Source organism: Pseudomonas sp. LPH60, from assembly GCF_030718165.1.
GTDB classification, from domain to species: Bacteria; Pseudomonadota; Gammaproteobacteria; order Pseudomonadales; family Pseudomonadaceae; genus Aquipseudomonas; species Aquipseudomonas danubii.
In genome coordinates this window covers 170,343-186,992 of sequence record NZ_JAVAJH010000007.1, presented here as the reverse complement: position 1 = coordinate 186,992, position 16,650 = coordinate 170,343, and the positions used below count along the sequence as shown (strand labels likewise).

15 protein-coding genes are annotated in these 16,650 nt (G+C 60.4%); 6 read left to right on the top strand and 9 right to left on the bottom strand.

The genetic code is table 11. The features are described from left to right. Positions 1-19 precede the first annotated feature (19 nt). On the top strand, positions 20-1,021 hold the full coding sequence (locus Q8O96_RS24170; protein WP_305949534.1) for a glutathione S-transferase family protein: 1,002 nt from the start codon (positions 20-22) through the stop codon (positions 1,019-1,021). A gap of 71 nt (positions 1,022-1,092) precedes the next feature. Here the strand turns inward: Q8O96_RS24170 and cysG are convergent, their stop codons facing one another. From cysG to Q8O96_RS24140, 6 genes are all read right to left on the bottom strand, one after another. Then, a complete protein-coding gene (gene cysG, locus Q8O96_RS24165) occupies positions 1,093-2,487 on the bottom strand; it encodes a siroheme synthase CysG (protein ID WP_207166223.1) in 1,395 nt (464 codons plus the stop codon). Continuing rightward, complete coding sequence (gene serS / locus Q8O96_RS24160) at positions 2,488-3,768, bottom strand: serine--tRNA ligase (RefSeq protein WP_102864736.1); 1,281 nt, start codon at positions 3,766-3,768, stop codon at positions 2,488-2,490. A gap of 16 nt (positions 3,769-3,784) precedes the next feature. Continuing rightward, entirely contained in the window at positions 3,785-4,159 is a 375-nt protein-coding gene (gene crcB / locus Q8O96_RS24155) for a fluoride efflux transporter CrcB (protein WP_041119048.1), read from the bottom strand. Continuing rightward, entirely contained in the window at positions 4,156-5,481 is a 1,326-nt protein-coding gene (locus tag Q8O96_RS24150) for a replication-associated recombination protein A (protein ID WP_102864735.1), read from the bottom strand. The genes crcB and Q8O96_RS24150 overlap by 4 nt, the downstream gene beginning before the upstream one ends. 33 nt (positions 5,482-5,514) lie before the next feature. Continuing rightward, positions 5,515-6,138 (bottom strand): outer membrane lipoprotein chaperone LolA, encoded by a 624-nt coding sequence (gene lolA, locus Q8O96_RS24145; protein ID WP_102881780.1) that lies wholly within the window; start codon positions 6,136-6,138, stop codon positions 5,515-5,517. Positions 6,139-6,206: 68 nt separating this feature from the next. Beyond that, positions 6,207-8,615, bottom strand: coding sequence for a DNA translocase FtsK (locus Q8O96_RS24140; protein WP_102864733.1), 2,409 nt, complete (start codon positions 8,613-8,615; stop codon positions 6,207-6,209). 295 nt (positions 8,616-8,910) lie between these two features. Between Q8O96_RS24140 and trxB the strand changes: the two genes are divergently transcribed. From trxB to infA, 4 genes are all read left to right on the top strand, one after another. After that, positions 8,911-9,861, top strand: coding sequence for a thioredoxin-disulfide reductase (trxB, locus tag Q8O96_RS24135; RefSeq protein ID WP_115580494.1), 951 nt, complete (start codon positions 8,911-8,913; stop codon positions 9,859-9,861). A 72-nt stretch (positions 9,862-9,933) separates the two neighbouring features. Beyond that, positions 9,934-10,614 (top strand): leucyl/phenylalanyl-tRNA--protein transferase, encoded by a 681-nt coding sequence (aat, locus tag Q8O96_RS24130; RefSeq protein WP_305949533.1) that lies wholly within the window; start codon positions 9,934-9,936, stop codon positions 10,612-10,614. Between the two features lie 58 nt (positions 10,615-10,672). Beyond that, entirely contained in the window at positions 10,673-11,380 is a 708-nt protein-coding gene (locus Q8O96_RS24125) for an arginyltransferase (RefSeq protein WP_102864730.1), read from the top strand. Between the two features lie 100 nt (positions 11,381-11,480). Next, positions 11,481-11,699, top strand: a complete 219-nt coding sequence (gene infA, locus Q8O96_RS24120) for a translation initiation factor IF-1 (RefSeq protein WP_002553999.1) — start codon at positions 11,481-11,483, stop codon at positions 11,697-11,699. Between the two features lie 125 nt (positions 11,700-11,824). Here the strand turns inward: infA and clpA are convergent, their stop codons facing one another. Next, positions 11,825-14,095: an ATP-dependent Clp protease ATP-binding subunit ClpA gene (gene clpA, locus Q8O96_RS24115; RefSeq protein ID WP_102864729.1), complete on the bottom strand. Its 2,271-nt coding sequence runs from the start codon at positions 14,093-14,095 to the stop codon at positions 11,825-11,827. A 29-nt stretch (positions 14,096-14,124) separates the two neighbouring features. Further along, positions 14,125-14,487, bottom strand: coding sequence for an ATP-dependent Clp protease adapter ClpS (gene clpS, locus Q8O96_RS24110; protein WP_011062173.1), 363 nt, complete (start codon positions 14,485-14,487; stop codon positions 14,125-14,127). Positions 14,488-14,711: 224 nt separating this feature from the next. Between clpS and cspD the strand changes: the two genes are divergently transcribed. Further along, positions 14,712-14,969, top strand: a complete 258-nt coding sequence (gene cspD / locus Q8O96_RS24105; RefSeq protein WP_102864728.1) for a cold shock domain-containing protein CspD — start codon at positions 14,712-14,714, stop codon at positions 14,967-14,969. A gap of 79 nt (positions 14,970-15,048) precedes the next feature. Here the strand turns inward: cspD and icd are convergent, their stop codons facing one another. Then, the gene (gene icd, locus Q8O96_RS24100; RefSeq protein WP_102864727.1) at positions 15,049-16,305 is read right to left on the bottom strand and encodes an NADP-dependent isocitrate dehydrogenase; all 1,257 of its coding nucleotides are present in this window, start codon (positions 16,303-16,305) and stop codon (positions 15,049-15,051) included. Between the last annotated feature and the right edge of the window lie 345 nt (positions 16,306-16,650).

Below are 16,650 nucleotides of genomic sequence, written 5' to 3'. Positions count from 1 at the left end.
AATAGCTGAGGAGCATTCCATGGGACTGCTGATCGATGGGCGCTGGCATGACCAGTGGTACGAAAGCGGCAAGGACGGCGCCTTCCAACGGGAACAGGCGCAACGCCGGCACTGGGTCACCGCCGATGGCCGCCCGGGCCCCAGCGGCGAAGGCGGCTTTGTCGCCGAGGCCGGGCGCTATCATCTGTATGTCTCCCTGGCCTGCCCCTGGGCCCATCGCACGCTGATCCTGCGCAAGCTCAAGGGCCTGGAACAGCTGATCGACGTCTCGGTGGTCAGCTGGCTGATGCGCGAGCACGGCTGGACCTTCGACAGCGCCTACGGCTCCAGCGGCGATGCACTGGATCACTTCGACTACATGCACCAGCGCTACACCGCCGACAGCGCCGACTACACCGGTCGCGTCACCGTGCCGGTGCTGTGGGACAAGCAGCAACAGCGCATCGTCAGCAACGAGTCGGCGGAGATCATCCGCATGTTCAACAGCGCCTTTGACGGCCTGACCGGCAATGACCTGGATTTTTATCCGCAGCCATTGCGCGCACGCATCGATGAACTCAACGCACGCATCTACCCCGCGCTGAACAATGGCGTGTACCGCGCCGGATTCGCCACGTCACAACAGGCCTACGAGGCGGCGTTCGATGATGTCTTCGCCGAGCTGGACGCTTTGGAAGCGTTGCTGGACAAACAGCGCTACCTGGCCGGCGAGTACCTGAGCGAAGCCGATGTGCGGCTGTTCACCACGCTGATCCGTTTCGATGCGGTGTACCACGGCCACTTCAAGTGCAACCTGCGGCGGATTGCCGATTACCCCAACCTGTCGAACTGGCTGCGGGAGCTGTATCAGTGGCCGGGGATTGCCGAGACGGTGGATTTTACCCATATCAAGGGGCACTACTACGCCAGCCATAGCACCATCAATCCGACCGGGATCGTGCCAAAGGGGCCGTTGCAGGACTTCAGTCGCGGCCATGATCGGCAACGGTTGAGCGGGATGGGGGTGTGGTGCAGGGGTTGAGGACGCTTTCGCCGGCAATCCGGTTCCTACAACAGTGGGATCTGTAGGAGCCGGCTTGCCGGCGAAGCTTTTCAGACCTCGGACTGAGCGCCTTCGAACCAGGCCAGCTTCTCGCGCAGCTGGACCACTTCGCCAACGATCACCAGGGTCGGCGCGTGCACTTCGTGCTCCGCCACCAGCGCCGGCAGGTTGGCCAGGGTACCGGTGAACACTCGCTGGTTGCTGGTGGTGCCCTGCTGAACCAGGGCCGCCGGCGTGTCGGCGCTGCGCCCATGCTTGATCAGTTGCTCGCAGATGGTCGGCAAGCCCACCAGGCCCATGTAGAACACCAGGGTCTGGGCCGGTGCCACCAGGTCGCTCCAGGGCAGGTTGCTGGTGCCGTCCTTGAGGTGACCGGTGACAAAGCGCACCGACTGCGCGTAGTCGCGGTGAGTCAGGGGAATCCCGGCATAGGCCGAGCAACCGCTGGCCGCGGTAATCCCCGGCACCACCTGGAATGGAATGCCGTGGGCCGCCAGTTCTTCGATCTCTTCGCCGCCACGACCAAAGATGAACGGATCGCCCCCCTTGAGCCGCACCACGCGTTTGCCTTGCCGGGCCAGGTTCACCAGTTGCTGGTTGATCTGCTCCTGAGGCACGGCATGATTGGCGCGGCGCTTGCCAACGTAGATGCGCTCGGCATCGCGGCGGCACAGGTCGAGAATCGCCGGTGCCACCAGACGGTCGTAGAGCACCACATCGGCCTGTTGCATCAGGCGCAGGGCGCGAAAGGTCAGCAAGTCCGGATCACCCGGGCCCGCACCCACCAGATACACCTCGCCCGGCGCATGGGGCGCCTTGCCGGCAATCTTGGCCTGCAACAGACGTTCGGCCTCCGCGCCCTGCCCCGCCAGTTGGCGATCAGCGATGGGGCCCTGGAATACATCCTCCCAAAACGCCCGGCGCTGCTGCACATCCGGAAACAGGCCTTTGACCTGGGCCCGGAAACGCGCCGCCAACCCGGCCAACTGGCCGTAGGTGGAAGGAATCCAGGTTTCCAGCTTGGCCCGGATCAACCGCGCCAGCACCGGCGCATCGCCGCCGCTGGACACCGCGATGACCAGCGGCGAACGGTCGACGATGGCGGGGAAGATCACGCTGCACAGGGCCGGCGCGTCCACCACGTTGACCGGGACGCAACGCCGACGGGCATCGGCGGAGACCTGGGCATTGAGGGATTCGTCGTCGGTGGCGGCGATGATCAGGGTGCAGCCGTCGAGGTCTGCCTCGACATAACCGCGCAGCAGGGACTCACCGCCGCTGGCGACGATCAGTTCCTGCAATTGCGCTTCTATTTCAGGCGCGACCACTCGCAGCTGCGCACCGGCATCGGCCAGCAGACGGGATTTGCGCAAGGCAATCTCCCCTCCACCGACCACCAACACACGACTGCCGCGAAGGTTGTGAAACAGCGGCAGATATTCCATTTAGCCGATGACCTCAAGACCACCCATGTACGGCTTCAGCACGTCCGGCACACGGATCGAGCCGTCGGCCTGCTGATAGTTTTCCAGCACCGCCACCAGGGTGCGGCCCACGGCCAGGCCGGAACCGTTGAGGGTGTGAACCAGCTCCGGCTTGCCGGTTTCCGGGTTGCGGAAGCGCGCCTGCATGCGACGGGCCTGGAAGTCGCCGCAGTTGGAGCACGAGGAGATCTCGCGGTACTTGTCCTGGCTCGGCACCCAGACTTCCAGATCGTAGGTCTTGACCGCGCTGAAGCCCATGTCGCCGGTGCACAGGGCCAGTACGCGGTACGGCAGTTGCAGCAGTTGCAGGACCTTTTCGGCGTTGGCGGTCAGGCCTTCCAGGGCTTCCATCGAAGTCGAAGGTTCGACCACCTGGACCATCTCGACCTTGTCGAACTGGTGCTGGCGGATCATGCCGCGGGTGTCGCGGCCCGAAGCACCGGCCTCGCTGCGGAAGCACGGGGTGTGGGCGACGAACTTCAGCGGCAGTTGCTTCGGATCGAGAATCTCGCCGGCCACGATGTTGGTCAGGGACACTTCGGCGGTCGGGATCAGGTACAGATCGGCTTCGCCTTCGCGAGTGATCTTGAACAGGTCTTCCTCGAACTTAGGCAGCTGGCTGGTGCCCACCAGGGCCGGAGCCTGCACCAGATACGGAGTGTAGGCCTCTTCGTAGCCGTGCTCGCCGGTGTGCAGGTTGATCATGAACTGCGCCAGGGCGCGGTGCAGACGGGCGATAGGGCCGCGCAACAGGGCGAAGCGCGCGCCGGACAGCTTGGCCGCGGTTTCGAAATCCAGCCAGCCGTGGGTTTCGCCCAGGGCCACGTGGTCCTTGATCGGGAAGTCGAAGGTGGTCGGGGTGCCCCAGCGGCGCACTTCAACGTTGCCGTCTTCGTCTTCACCCACCGGCACCGATTCGTGAGGCAGGTTGGGAATGCCGAACAGGATCGAGTCCAGTTCGCTCTGGATGTTTTCCAGCTCGGCCTTGCCGGTGCTCAGCTCGTTCCCCATGCGCTCAACGTCGGCCATCAGCGGGGCGATGTCTTCGCCGCGTTGCTTGGCCTGGCCGATGGACTTGGAGCGCGCGTTACGTTCAGCCTGCAGTTGCTCGGTGCGGGTCTGCACGGTCTTGCGCTGTTCTTCCAGCGCTTCGATGCGTGCCACATCCAGGGCAAAGCCGCGGGATGCCAGACGATCCGCTACGTCCTGGAGGTTGCTACGTAACAGTTTGGAATCGAGCATGTCGTTCTCTCGTTTATCAAAGTTTGGTCAAGGACAGGCCGGCCCAGGTAGCAAGCAGCCCGCCGAATACGCTCAGTGCCGCATAGCCCAGGGCCAGCGCCACTTGTCCGCTTTCCAGCAGACGCACGGTATCCAGTGAAAAGGATGAAAAAGTCGTCAGGCCACCGAGGAAGCCCACTATCAAACCGGCACGCACTTCGATCGGCACTTCCGGACGGACCAGAAACAGTCCGTACAACACGCCGATCAGCAGGCAGCCCACGATATTAACGGCCAGCGTCGCGGTATAGAAGTGCCGCGGCCAATTGGCGTTGATCCAGTTGCCCGTGGTGAAGCGCAACAGGGTACCGGCCACGCCGCCGGCGGAAACTGCGAGGATCAGGGGGATCACGGTTTTCTCCGCTGCAAGGGGCTGGCCCGGTCCAGGGCGGCCAGGTGCTTGAGCTTCTCGCCGATCTTCAGTTCCAGGCCACGGGGCACCGGCTGGTAGAGCGGCAAAGGCTCGAGCTCTTCGGGGAAATAGTCTTCACCGGCGGCGTAGGCATCCGGCTCGTCGTGGGCGTAGCGGTACTCGTCGCCGTAACCCAACTGCTTCATCAGCTTGGTCGGGGCGTTGCGCAGATGGATCGGCACTTCCAGGGAGCCGTGCTCGGCAGCGGCGCGCATGGCGGCCTTGAAGCCCATGTACACGGCGTTGCTTTTCGGCGCACAGGCCAGGTAGGTAATGGCCTGGGCCACCGCCAGCTCGCCTTCGGGGCTACCCAGGCGCTCCTGCACATCCCAGGCCGCCAGGCACAGGCTCAACGCCCGCGGGTCGGCGTTGCCGATGTCCTCGCTGGCCATGCGCACCACGCGCCGGGCCAGGTACAGCGGGTCGCAGCCGCCGTCGAGCATGCGCGCAAACCAGTACAGGGCGCCGTCGGGGTTGGAGCCGCGCACCGATTTGTGCAACGCGGAAATCTGGTCGTAGAAGGCTTCGCCACCCTTGTCGAAACGCCGACGGGTATCCCCCAGCAGGCTTTGCAACAGATCAACGCCGATCTCGCCGCCGTCTTCCGCCAGGTCCGAGGCGTTCTCCAGCAGATTGAGCATGCGCCGGCCATCGCCATCGGCCGCCGACAGCAGCATCTGGAAGCCTTCGTCGCTCAGGCGCAACTGGCGCTTGCCCAGACCGCGCTCCTCAGTCAGGGCGCGCTGTACCAGGGTGCCCAGGGCCGCTTCATCCAGGCTCTTGAGCACATAGACCCGGGCCCGGGACAGCAGTGCATTGTTGAGTTCGAAGGACGGGTTTTCCGTGGTGGCACCGATAAAGATCAGCGTGCCGTCTTCCACGTAGGGCAGGAAGGCATCCTGCTGGGACTTGTTGAAACGATGCACTTCATCGACAAACAGAATGGTCCGCCGTCCGTATTGCCCGGCCTGCTGCTTGGCGATTTCCACCGCCTGGCGGATCTCCTTGACCCCGGCCAGCACCGCCGAGACGGTTTCGAAGTGAGCATCCGAGACTTCCGCCAGCAGCCGCGCCAGGGTGGTCTTGCCCACTCCCGGAGGGCCCCAGAAGATCATCGAATGCAGGGCACCCTGCTCCAGGGCCTCACGCAGCGGCTTGCCCCGAGCCAGCAGATGCTGCTGACCGACGTACTCGTCCAGGTTGGTCGCACGCAAGCGTGCGGCCAGTGGCTGGGCGATCGGGGCACTACGAAACAGGTCCATGGACTACCTTCGAAACCTTGCGGCTGCGGCTGCTTACTCTTGGATCACATCGGCACCCTTGGGGATGTCGAACTTGAACTTGGACGCCGGGATCGCTTCGTTGGCCTTGACCCCAGTGAACAGGATATTGGTGCGCTGGCCGACGCTGTCGATCAACTGCATGTCGTTGATCATGCCGTTGCGGAACGACAGGCGCAGGCTGTCGAACAGGGTGTCGCGGGTTTTCGGCTTGAGGGTGAAGTCCATCACGCCACCGGCCTCCTTGGAGGTGATGTCGAAGCTTTCGCTGATCTTCGACACATCACCGGACAACAGCAGGGCCGGAGTCTGGGTCAGGCGCTGGTCGAGCTTCTTGATGGTCACCTGCTCCAGGTCCGGGTCCCACAGGGAAACTTTCTGGCCGTCGGAAACCATCAGCTGTTCTTGTGGCGCATCGGTGTGCCAGTAGAACAGGCCCGGGCGCTGCAGGGACATCTCGCCGGCGGTTTCCTGCAACTGGGTGCCGCTACCGTCCAGGGTCAGCTGGGAGAAACGCGCGGTCAGGGTCTGGGACTTTTCCAGCAACTGGGTCAGGCGCGCCACGTCTTTGGGGTCGGCGTGGGCCGACAGGGACGTCACAGCCAGTACCGGCAGCAGCAACATGCGAATCAGGCGCATGGAATTCCTCATAAATTGGATGGGTATGCGAGCGGCGTGGCATCACGCCGCTGAAAACGAAACAGGGATCAGTCGCGCATCGGGCCCGGCGCCAGCACTTCGCGGGAGCCGTTGGTGTTCATCGCCGTCACCACCCCAGCCATTTCCATGGCCTCGATCATCCGGGCAGCGCGGTTGTAGCCAATCTTCAGCTTGCGCTGTACCGCCGAGATCGAGGCCCGGCGGCTTTCCAGGACGAACTGCACGGCTTCGTCGTAGAGCGCGTCAGCTTCCGGATCATCGCCGTCGCCACCGCCGCTACTGCCTTCGAAACCACTGCCCGCCTCTTCAACACCGTTGAGGATGTCGTCGTTGTATTCCGGCGCGCCCCGCAGCTTCCAGGCCTCCACCACGCGGTGCACTTCATCGTCGGAGACGAAGGCGCCGTGGACGCGAATCGGCAGGCTGGTGCCCGGCGGCATGTAGAGCATGTCACCGTGGCCCAGCAGTTGTTCGGCGCCGCCCTGGTCGATGATGGTCCGCGAGTCGATCTTGCTCGACACCTGGAACGCCATGCGGGTCGGGATGTTGGCCTTGATCAGGCCAGTGATCACGTCCACCGACGGCCGCTGGGTCGCGAGGATCAAGTGGATACCGGCGGCCCGGGCCTTCTGGGCGATACGGGCGATCAGTTCTTCAACCTTCTTGCCGACGATCATCATCATGTCGGCGAATTCGTCCACCACCACGACGATGGTCGGCAACTTGGTCAGCAGCGGCGCTTCGTCGTGGATGCTTTCGCGGTTGTACAGCGGATCGGCCAGTGGTGTGCCGGCGTCGATGGCTTCCTTGACCTTGGCGTTGAAGCCCGAAAGGTTGCGCACCCCCATCTTGGCCATCAGCTTGTAGCGCCGCTCCATCTCCGCCACGCTCCAGCGCAGAGCGTTGGCTGCGTCCTTCATGTCGGTGACCACCGGGCACAGCAGGTGCGGAATGCCTTCGTAGATCGACAGTTCGAGCATCTTCGGGTCGATCATGATCAGCTTGGCGTCTTCCGGGCCGGACTTGAACAGGATCGACAGGATCATCGCGTTGACCCCCACCGACTTACCGGAACCTGTGGTACCGGCCACCAACAGGTGCGGCATTTTCGCCAGGTCGGTGATGATCGGCTTGCCGCCGATGTCATGGCCCAGGGCCAGGGTGACCGGGGATTTGAAGTTGTCGTATTCCGGGGTCGAGAGCACTTCAGAGAAGCGCACGATCTGCCGGTCTTCGTTGGGGATCTCGATGCCCACGGTGGTCTTGCCGGGAATCACTTCCACCACGCGCACACTGGTCACCGCCAGGGAACGGGCCAGGTCCTTGGCCAGGTTGGCGATACGGCTGACTTTCACCCCGGCCGCCGGCTGGATTTCGTAACGGGTAATCACCGGGCCGGGATGGATGGAATCCACCGCAACTTCGACGCCGAACTCCTTGAGCTTGATTTCAAGCAGATGGCCGACGGCCGCCAGGGATTCGGGCGAATAATTGAGCTGTTTCTTTTCCGCCGGGTCAAGAATCGAGATCGGCGGCAAGGTGCCTTCCACCGCGCTGTCGACGAACAGCGGCGCCTGCTTCTCTTTCTGCACGCGCTTGCTGGGCTCTGGCGGTTTGACCGCTACCGGCGTGATCACCGGCGGCACCTGCTTCTCGCGCTCGGACATGTGCTTGCTCAAAGCCTGCTCGCGCTCGATCAGACGCTCCTTGACCTTGGCCTGCTCGCGCTTGTCGGCAATGCTCGGGGACACCACCTCATCGACCCGGGCATCCACTTCGCGCAATTGCGCCACCAGTTGCTTGCGCTCAACGCGAGCATCCCACCAACGATTGGCCGCGCCCTGGAACAGCTCGAACAAGTCGAGAGTGATCTTGCCGGTGACGTCCATCACCTTGAACCACGACAGGTCGGTGAACACCGTCAGGCCGAACAGGAACAGGGCAATGAACATCAGGGTACTGCCCTGCACGTTCAGGGCATTCTTGGCCAGGTCGCCCAGGCTCTCGCCCAGGGCACCACCGGCACCGGCAGGCAGGCCGGTGGGGGCATGAAAATGGATATGGGCCAGCGCAGCGCCGGACAGCACCAGGAACACCAGACCAATCAGCCGCCAGGAAAACAGCCAGCCGCTCCACTGCCAGGGTTCATGGCGCTGGCGGAAGATCTGGTAAGTCTTGATCGCCAACAGCAACGGGAAGATATAAGCGAAGTAACCCAACACCATGAACAGGATATCGGCGCTGTAAGAGCCGGCGGGACCGCCGAAGTTCTGCACATCTTCGATCTTGCTGTTATGACTCCAACCCGGATCATCTTTACCGTAGGTCAAAAGTGCCATCATCAAGAACAGGCACAGGGCTCCAATGGCGATCAATGCACCTTCCTTGAGCCGGTAGTGCAATTGCTGACGCCAGAGCGGAACAACAGGTTTAGGTGCTGCGGTGGATTTCTTCAAAACGCGTCTTTTCCTGCGCCATAAGCGCGTCCAACGGGTGATTGACTACAAGATACTGCTCAATCCGAGCAGGTAAATAAAGTTGACCGGCGTAACTGGGGCTACTTTTAACACTCTGCCCCTTGCTTCTGAAACGGTGCAATTCTGAATAAGCCTGGTACATCGTCGTATTGTACGGGTTTGTTCACACCATGCCACGTCAGAACAGTCTGTTAAGCATAGCCAATTGCGTAATACGCACTGTTCAATTGGAGCATGCATTCTCTTTTGTGACAAAGGCTTATGAGGTGTTTTTATGAACCAAGCGAAGCATTCACGCCTGATCATTCTGGGCTCCGGCCCTGCCGGTTACAGCGCCGCCGTTTATGCCGCGCGCGCCAACCTCAAACCGACAGTGATCACCGGCTTGCAAGCCGGTGGCCAACTGACCACCACCACCGATGTCGACAACTGGCCTGGTGACGTCGAAGGCCTGACCGGCCCGGTGCTGATGGAGCGCATGCAGAAACACGCGGAGCGCTTCGACACCCAGATCGTCTATGACCACATCCACACCGCTCAGTTGCAGCAACGGCCGTTTATCCTCATCGGCGACAGCGGCACCTACAGTTGCGACGCGCTGATCATCGCCACCGGCGCGTCGGCGCAGTACTTGGGCCTGCCATCGGAAGAAGCGTTTGCCGGCAAAGGGGTTTCCGCCTGCGCCACCTGCGACGGCTTTTTCTATCGCAATCAGGTGGTGGCAGTGGTGGGTGGTGGCAATACCGCCGTTGAAGAGGCTCTGTACCTGTCCAACATCGCCAAGGAAGTGCACCTGGTGCACCGCCGCGACAAGCTCCGCGCAGAGAAAATCCTCCAGGACAAACTGTTCGACAAGGCCGCCAACGGCAATATCCGCCTGCATTGGAACCAGCATCTGGACGAGGTGCTGGGTGATGCTAGCGGCGTGACCGGCGCCCGCCTCAAGGACAGCCACAGCGGAGCCACCAAGGACCTGGCGTTGGCCGGGGTATTTATCGCCATCGGCCACAAGCCCAATACCGACCTGTTCCAGGGGCAACTGGAGATGCGTGACGGCTACCTGCTGATCAAAGGTGGCAGCGAAGGCAATGCCACCGCCACCGGCATCCCGGGAGTGTTCGCCGCCGGTGATGTGGCCGATCACGTCTACCGCCAGGCCATTACGTCCGCCGGTGCCGGCTGCATGGCAGCTCTGGACGCAGAAAAATTCCTCGACGACAACTAAGCCCTCGCCCTACGCTTGTGGCGGGCCATCATCGGCCCGCCACCGCCCTCCCCTGCCGTAAGTCTGGATGCCATGCTGACCTGGTTACAACGCAACAAGCTTGATTTCCCCCCATTGGAAAAGGCCATGCGCGAGCCCAACGGGCTGCTGGCTGCGGGCGGTGATCTGTCCGCCGATCGCCTGATTCAGGCCTATCGTCACGGCTGCTTCCCTTGGTTTTCCGAGGGGCAACCGATCCTCTGGTGGTCCCCCGACCCACGCACCGTGCTACTGCCGGACGAGCTGCATGTCTCCCGCAGCCTGGGCAAGCTGTTGCGCAAACAGCGCTATCAAGTGACATTCGACCAGGACTTCGCTGCGGTCATCAGTGCCTGCGCAGCACCTCGGGCTTATGCCGACGGCACCTGGATCAGCGAGGCGATGCAACAGGCCTATTTGCAATTGCATCAGCGCCGCTATGCCCATTCGGTGGAAGTCTGGGATCAAGGCACGTTGGTGGGAGGGCTGTACGGCCTGGCCATGGGCCAACTGTTTTTTGGCGAATCGATGTTCAGCCGTGCCGACAACGCCTCGAAATTCGGATTCGCCACTCTGGTACAGCATCTGAAGGAGTGGGGATTTGTATTGATCGACTGCCAGATGCCTACCGAGCATCTGCACAGCCTGGGTGCGCGCTCCATTTCCCGACCCGAGTTCGCCGACTACCTCGCGCGCCACCTGGATCAGCCGAGCCGCGCCACATGGGTTTCCTAGGCGGGTTTGACGGCTGTGGCTTACACTTAATTTCAAAGCTTATTCCGAGGGTTGACTCATGACCGAGTTGGCGCGCCTGAAGTTTTATGCCACTCAACCCCATTCTTGCAGCTACCTGCCCGACGAACAGGCCACCACCTTGTTCCTCGATCCCAGCCAGCCCATGGACGTGCATGTCTACGCAGATCTGTCGGAAATGGGGTTTCGTCGCAGCGGCGATCACCTGTACCGCCCCCACTGCCAAAACTGCAACGCTTGCGTCCCGGCGCGCATTCCAGTGGCGCAGTTCCTACCCAATCGTCAGCAAAAACGCATTCTCAAACGCAACAGCGACCTGAGCGTACAAGCGGCCAAACCTGGCTTCAGCGAAGAGTACTTCGACCTTTACCAACGCTACATCGAGCAACGCCACGCCGACGGCGACATGTTCCCCCCCAGCCGCGACCAATTCTCGACCTTCCTGGTGCGTGACCTGCCGTTTTCCCGCTTCTACGAGTTCCGCCTGGAGGGGCGCCTGCTGGCAGTGGCCGTTACCGATCTATTGCCCAACGGGCTTTCGGCGGTCTACACCTTCTATGAACCCGATGAAGAGCGCCGCAGCCTGGGGCGCTACGCGATCCTCTGGCAAATCGGCGAAACCCTGCGCCTGGGACTGGACGCGGTGTACCTCGGCTACTGGATCAAAAACTGCAAAAAGATGAACTACAAGACCCAATATCGCCCCATAGAGCTGCTGGTTAACCAGAGATGGGTGATCCTCAACTAGAAGGTCTTGGCTTAAACCCCACTTTTCGGGCACAATGCACGCCGCTTTTGCCTGGCGCAGTTGCACCGGGCCATTCATTGGACACCGAGGGCTTTACTGCATGTCGAAAGAAGACAGCTTCGAAATGGAAGGCACTGTCGTCGACACCCTGCCCAACACCATGTTTCGTGTGGAGTTGGAAAATGGGCACGTCGTAACCGCGCATATTTCCGGCAAGATGCGCAAGAACTACATTCGTATTCTTACCGGTGACAAAGTGCGCGTCGAGCTGACGCCCTATGACTTGAGCAAAGGGCGCATCACTTACCGCGCTCGCTAAGCAAGTCAATACAAAACGCCCGGTTATGCCGGGCGTTTTTGTTCGTCTCGAATAAACCGGCAAACCCCAGATAGCACAAAGGCACCCTCCGGTGCCTTTGGCGGTACTGCTGCGTTACGCGGCCATCAAGCCATTTCCGCCGTGGTCTCGAAATCGAAGGTCAACTCGCCATCCTTGATGTCGATGTGTACCACACCGCCATGATCGGACAATTCGCCAAACAGGATCTCCTCGGCCAGGGGACGTTTGATCTTGTCCTGGATCAAACGCGCCATCGGGCGTGCACCCATGGCCACGTCGTAACCACCGGCGGCCAGCCAGCTGCGAGCGGCATCGGTCACTTCCAACTGTACGCGCTTGTCTTCCAACTGCGCTTGAAGCTCGGTAAGGAACTTGTCCACCACGCTCTTGATCACTTCGTGGCTCAGGCGACCGAACTGGATAATGGTGTCCAGACGGTTGCGGAACTCTGGCGTAAAGCTCTTCTTGATCACTTCCATGGCATCGGAAGAGTGATCCTGATGAGTGAAGCCGATAGAGGCTCGCGCCGCGGTTTCAGCACCGGCGTTGGTGGTCATGATGACGATCACATTGCGGAAATCCGCCTTGCGCCCGTTGTTGTCGGTCAGGGTGCCGTGATCCATCACCTGCAGCAGCAGGTTGAAGACTTCCGGATGCGCCTTCTCGATTTCATCGAGCAGCAATACGCAATGCGGCTGCTTGGTGATCGCTTCGGTCAGCAAGCCACCCTGGTCGAAACCGACGTAGCCGGGAGGCGCACCAATCAAGCGCGATACGGTGTGCCGCTCCATGTACTCGGACATGTCGAAGCGCACCAGTTCGATACCCATGGCCTTGGCCAACTGCCGGGCCGCTTCGGTCTTGCCGACACCGGTAGGACCGGCGAACAGGAACGAACCCACCGGCTTGTCCGGAGACTTCAGGCCCGCACGGGACAACTTGATGGCGGTAGACAGCGAATCAATCGCCGCATCCTGGCCAAACACCGTCAACTTGAGATCGCGTTCAAGGTTGCGCAGCAGCTCTTTATCGGAACTGGTGACATGTTTTGGCGGAATACGGGCAATTTTCGCCACGATATCCTCGACCTGAGCCACCTCGATGCGCTTCACGCGCTTCTCGGCCGGCTGCAGACGCTGGTAGGCGCCCGCCTCGTCGATGACGTCGATGGCCTTGTCCGGCATATGCCGGTCATTGATGTAGCGCGAGGCCAGCTCAGCCGCGGCACGCAGGGCTTCATCACTGTATTCGATGCTGTGATGCTGCTCGAAGCGACCTTTGAGACCGCGCAGGATGCCAATGGTGTCCTCGACCGAAGGCTCGGACACATCGACCTTCTGGAAGCGCCGAGCCAGGGCCCGGTCCTTCTCGAAGATCCCACGGAATTCCTGGAAGGTGGTCGAACCGATGCAACGGATATCACCCGAAGACAGCAGCGGCTTGAGCAGATTCGAGGCATCCATTACCCCACCGGAGGCCGCACCGGCACCGATAATGGTATGGATCTCGTCAATGAACAGAATTGCCTGGGGACGTTTCTTCAATTCGCCCAGCAACGCCTTGAAGCGCTTCTCGAAATCGCCACGGTATTTGGTACCCGCCAGCAACGCCCCGAGATCCAGGGAATAGACAACGCTATTGGCCAGCAGATCTGGAACCTGATTGTCGACAATGCGCTTGGCCAAGCCTTCGGCAATGGCGGTCTTGCCCACACCCGCCTCACCCACCAACAACGGATTGTTTTTGCGTCGACGAGCGAGGATCTGCGCAACGCGCTCCACCTCCTGCTCGCGACCCACCAACGGATCAATCCGCCCTTGACGGGCCAATTCGTTGAGGTTGCTGGCATAGGCATCCAGAGGATTGCCCGAAGAAGACGACTCACCACCCTCTTCGTCCTGCATATCCTGTTCACCTTCAGAATGATCACCATGCCCAGGCACCTTGGAAATGCCATGGGCGATGTAATTGACCACATCGATACGGGCAACGCTCTGCTGTTTCAGCAGGAAGACTGCCTGACTCTCTTGCTCACTGAAGATTGCCACCAGCACATTGGCGCCGGTGACTTCACGCTTGCCCGAGCTCTGTACATGAAAGACAGCACGTTGCAGCACACGCTGGAAACCCAGGGTTGGCTGAGTCTCGCGATCCTCGTCGTGCACAGGAATCAGCGGCGTGGTGGAGTCGATGAACTCCTGCAGGTCGTGCTTGAGTTTGTCGAGGTTTGCTCCGCAGGCACGTAAAACGGTGGCGGCGGCCTCATTATCCAAAAGAGCCAACAGAAGGTGCTCGACGGTCATGAATTCATGACGCTTCGAACGGGCCTCCTTGAAGGCGAGATTGAGGGTGACTTCGAGCTCGCGGTTTAACATAGCTTCACCTCATACCCAAGTGGTCGGCGTTAACCGTCCTTCTCGATTTCACAGAGTAGCGGATGCTGGCTTTCCCGGGCGTACTGGTTGACCTGCATGGCCTTGGTCTCGGCGATGTCGCGGGTAAACAATCCACACACTGCCCGCCCTTCGGTATGGACGGCCAGCATGACCTTGGTCGCCAGCTCGCGATTCAGGTTAAAAAACATCTCGAGCACTTCGACGACGAAATCCATCGGGGTGTAGTCATCGTTGAACAAAACCACCTTGTACATCGGCGGCGCCTGTAACGCAGGCTTAGCTTCCTGTACAGCCAAGCCAGCGGAATCGTCGTCGTGCAAGTCCGGGCGATCCTGATTGAATGTTAGTCGAATCTGGCTGATTGCATGCATGGAAAGAAAGGTTCGTCAGTTGTGCAAATACAGTGGTGGGGGCGCCCTGGACGGAATTCAACTCCGACCGCCGGGTCACCTTGACTATCGGCAAAACGGTGTTACAACCAATAGGGCCCACATTGGGTAATAAACGTCCGCGGCGTCAACCTTTTTACCAAGTTTGGCGGCGGATGAACTGGATGATACTCCAGTGATGGAGTCTGTTGCAGAGGGATATGAGTATGGCTAGCGGTAAGGTCAAGTGGTTCAACAATGCCAAGGGTTATGGCTTTATTAATGAGGAGGGCAAGACTGACGATCTGTTTGCCCATTACTCGGCCATCGATATGGATGGCTACAAGACCTTGAAAGCCGGGCAGGCAGTGAGCTTCGAGATCATCCAAGGCCCCAAGGGGCTGCATGCAATCAAAATCAGCGCCTTGAAGGTACCCGGCGAAATCGTCACCGCCGAGGTCCAGACCGAAAGCGCCCTGAGCTGATTCATCCAACATCCAGTCATAAAAAAACCGGCCGACTCAAGGGATTGAGTCGGCCGGTTTGCTTTCAGCCCAAATTCGCTTACATGTGCGAGATCAGTGCATCACCGAATGCCGACGAAGACAGCAGGGTCGCTCCCTCCATCAGACGCTCGAAGTCATAAGTCACGGTCTTGGCCGAGATGGCGCCGTTGGTGCCCTTGATGATCAGGTCGGCCGCTTCGGTCCAGCCCATGTGGCGCAGCATCATCTCCGCGGAGAGAATCAGCGAGCCCGGATTGACCTGGTCCTTGCCGGCATACTTGGGCGCGGTGCCGTGGGTCGCTTCGAACATGGCCACGGTGTCAGAAAGGTTGGCACCCGGAGCGATACCGATACCACCCACTTCCGCCGCCAGGGCGTCGGACAGGTAGTCACCGTTGAGGTTGAGGGTGGCGATCACATCGTATTCGGCCGGACGCAGCAGGATCTGCTGGAGCATGGCGTCAGCGATAGCATCCTTGACGATGACGTTCTTGCCGGTTTTCGGGTTCTTGAACTGCATCCAAGGACCGCCGTCCAGCAGGGTTGCGCCGAACTCTTCAGCCGCCACTTCATAGGCCCACTCTTTGAAGGCACCTTCGGTGAACTTCATGATGTTGCCTTTGTGGACGATGGTCAGCGAGTCGCGGTCGTTATCCACTACATACTGCAGCGCCTTGCGCGCCAGACGCTTGGTGCCCTGCAGGGAAACCGGCTTGACGCCGATACCGCAATTTTCGTCGAAACGGATCTTGGTAACGCCCATTTCTTCTTTAAGGAACTTGATGACCTTGGTGGCTTCTGCCGTACCGGCCTTCCATTCGATACCGGCGTAAATGTCTTCGGAGTTTTCACGGAAGATGGTCATGTCCACATCGCCAGGCTTTTTCACCGGGCTAGGCACGCCTTCGAACCAGCGCACCGGGCGCAGGCATACATACAGGTCCAACTGTTGACGCAGGGCCACGTTCAGGGAACGGATGCCACCACCGACCGGAGTGGTCAGCGGGCCCTTGATGGAAACCACGTAGTCCTTCACCGCGTCCAGGGTTTCCTGAGGCAGCCAGGTATCCTGGTCGTACACTTGAGTCGCTTTTTCCCCGGCATACACTTCCATCCAGGAAATCTTGCGTTCGCCGCCGTAAGCCTTCTTAACCGCAGCATCGACAACCTTGATCATGACCGGGCTGATATCAACACCAATACCGTCGCCTTCGATGAAAGGAATAATCGGGTTGTTAGGAACATTGAGAGAATGGTCTGCGTTGACGGTGATTTTGTCGCCGACTGCTGGAACCTGAATCTTCTTGTATCCCATGCTGAACTCCGTTGTGTGGATTGAACATCTGGCTGCGTTCGAGCGTAACCCAGTTGAATCTGGACGGGAACCTCATGTTCCACCCATATGCCGTGAAAGCTGCACAGTTCGCGGCCTACAAGCCTGAAAGCAAAGGGAAAAGTGCCAAAATCGAGCACCTCGAGCGACTCTACGCCTACCCCCCGCCTGCGACCTTTAGACCAATGGACGAGAACGGGCTCCTATGAAGCATCGGCGTTTTGCTAGCTACCTATGTATAATGCCGCCGCTGACCACAGAGTCACGACGGCCGAACGCTCTGCTACCGAAAAAAACAAGCCGAGAATGGCCGCCCAAAGCCGGGTT

Excerpts from the sequence above, each read along its gene's own strand:
- cspD (WP_102864728.1), top strand. The coding sequence starts at position 14,712 with ATGGCTAGCGGTAAGGTCAAGTGGTTCAACAATGCCAAGGGTTATGGC.
- aat (WP_305949533.1), top strand. The coding sequence starts at position 9,934 with ATGCTGACCTGGTTACAACGCAACAAGCTTGATTTCCCCCCATTGGAA.
- clpA (WP_102864729.1), bottom strand. The coding sequence starts at position 14,095 with ATGTTAAACCGCGAGCTCGAAGTCACCCTCAATCTCGCCTTCAAGGAG.
- Q8O96_RS24125 (WP_102864730.1), top strand. The coding sequence starts at position 10,673 with ATGACCGAGTTGGCGCGCCTGAAGTTTTATGCCACTCAACCCCATTCT.
- clpS (WP_011062173.1), bottom strand. The coding sequence starts at position 14,487 with ATGCATGCAATCAGCCAGATTCGACTAACATTCAATCAGGATCGCCCG.
- Q8O96_RS24150 (WP_102864735.1), bottom strand. The coding sequence starts at position 5,481 with ATGGACCTGTTTCGTAGTGCCCCGATCGCCCAGCCACTGGCCGCACGC.
- trxB (WP_115580494.1), top strand. The coding sequence starts at position 8,911 with ATGAACCAAGCGAAGCATTCACGCCTGATCATTCTGGGCTCCGGCCCT.
- Q8O96_RS24170 (WP_305949534.1), top strand. The coding sequence starts at position 20 with ATGGGACTGCTGATCGATGGGCGCTGGCATGACCAGTGGTACGAAAGC.
- infA (WP_002553999.1), top strand. The coding sequence starts at position 11,481 with ATGTCGAAAGAAGACAGCTTCGAAATGGAAGGCACTGTCGTCGACACC.
- lolA (WP_102881780.1), bottom strand. The coding sequence starts at position 6,138 with ATGCGCCTGATTCGCATGTTGCTGCTGCCGGTACTGGCTGTGACGTCC.
- cysG (WP_207166223.1), bottom strand. The coding sequence starts at position 2,487 with ATGGAATATCTGCCGCTGTTTCACAACCTTCGCGGCAGTCGTGTGTTG.
- serS (WP_102864736.1), bottom strand. The coding sequence starts at position 3,768 with ATGCTCGATTCCAAACTGTTACGTAGCAACCTCCAGGACGTAGCGGAT.
- icd (WP_102864727.1), bottom strand. The coding sequence starts at position 16,305 with ATGGGATACAAGAAGATTCAGGTTCCAGCAGTCGGCGACAAAATCACC.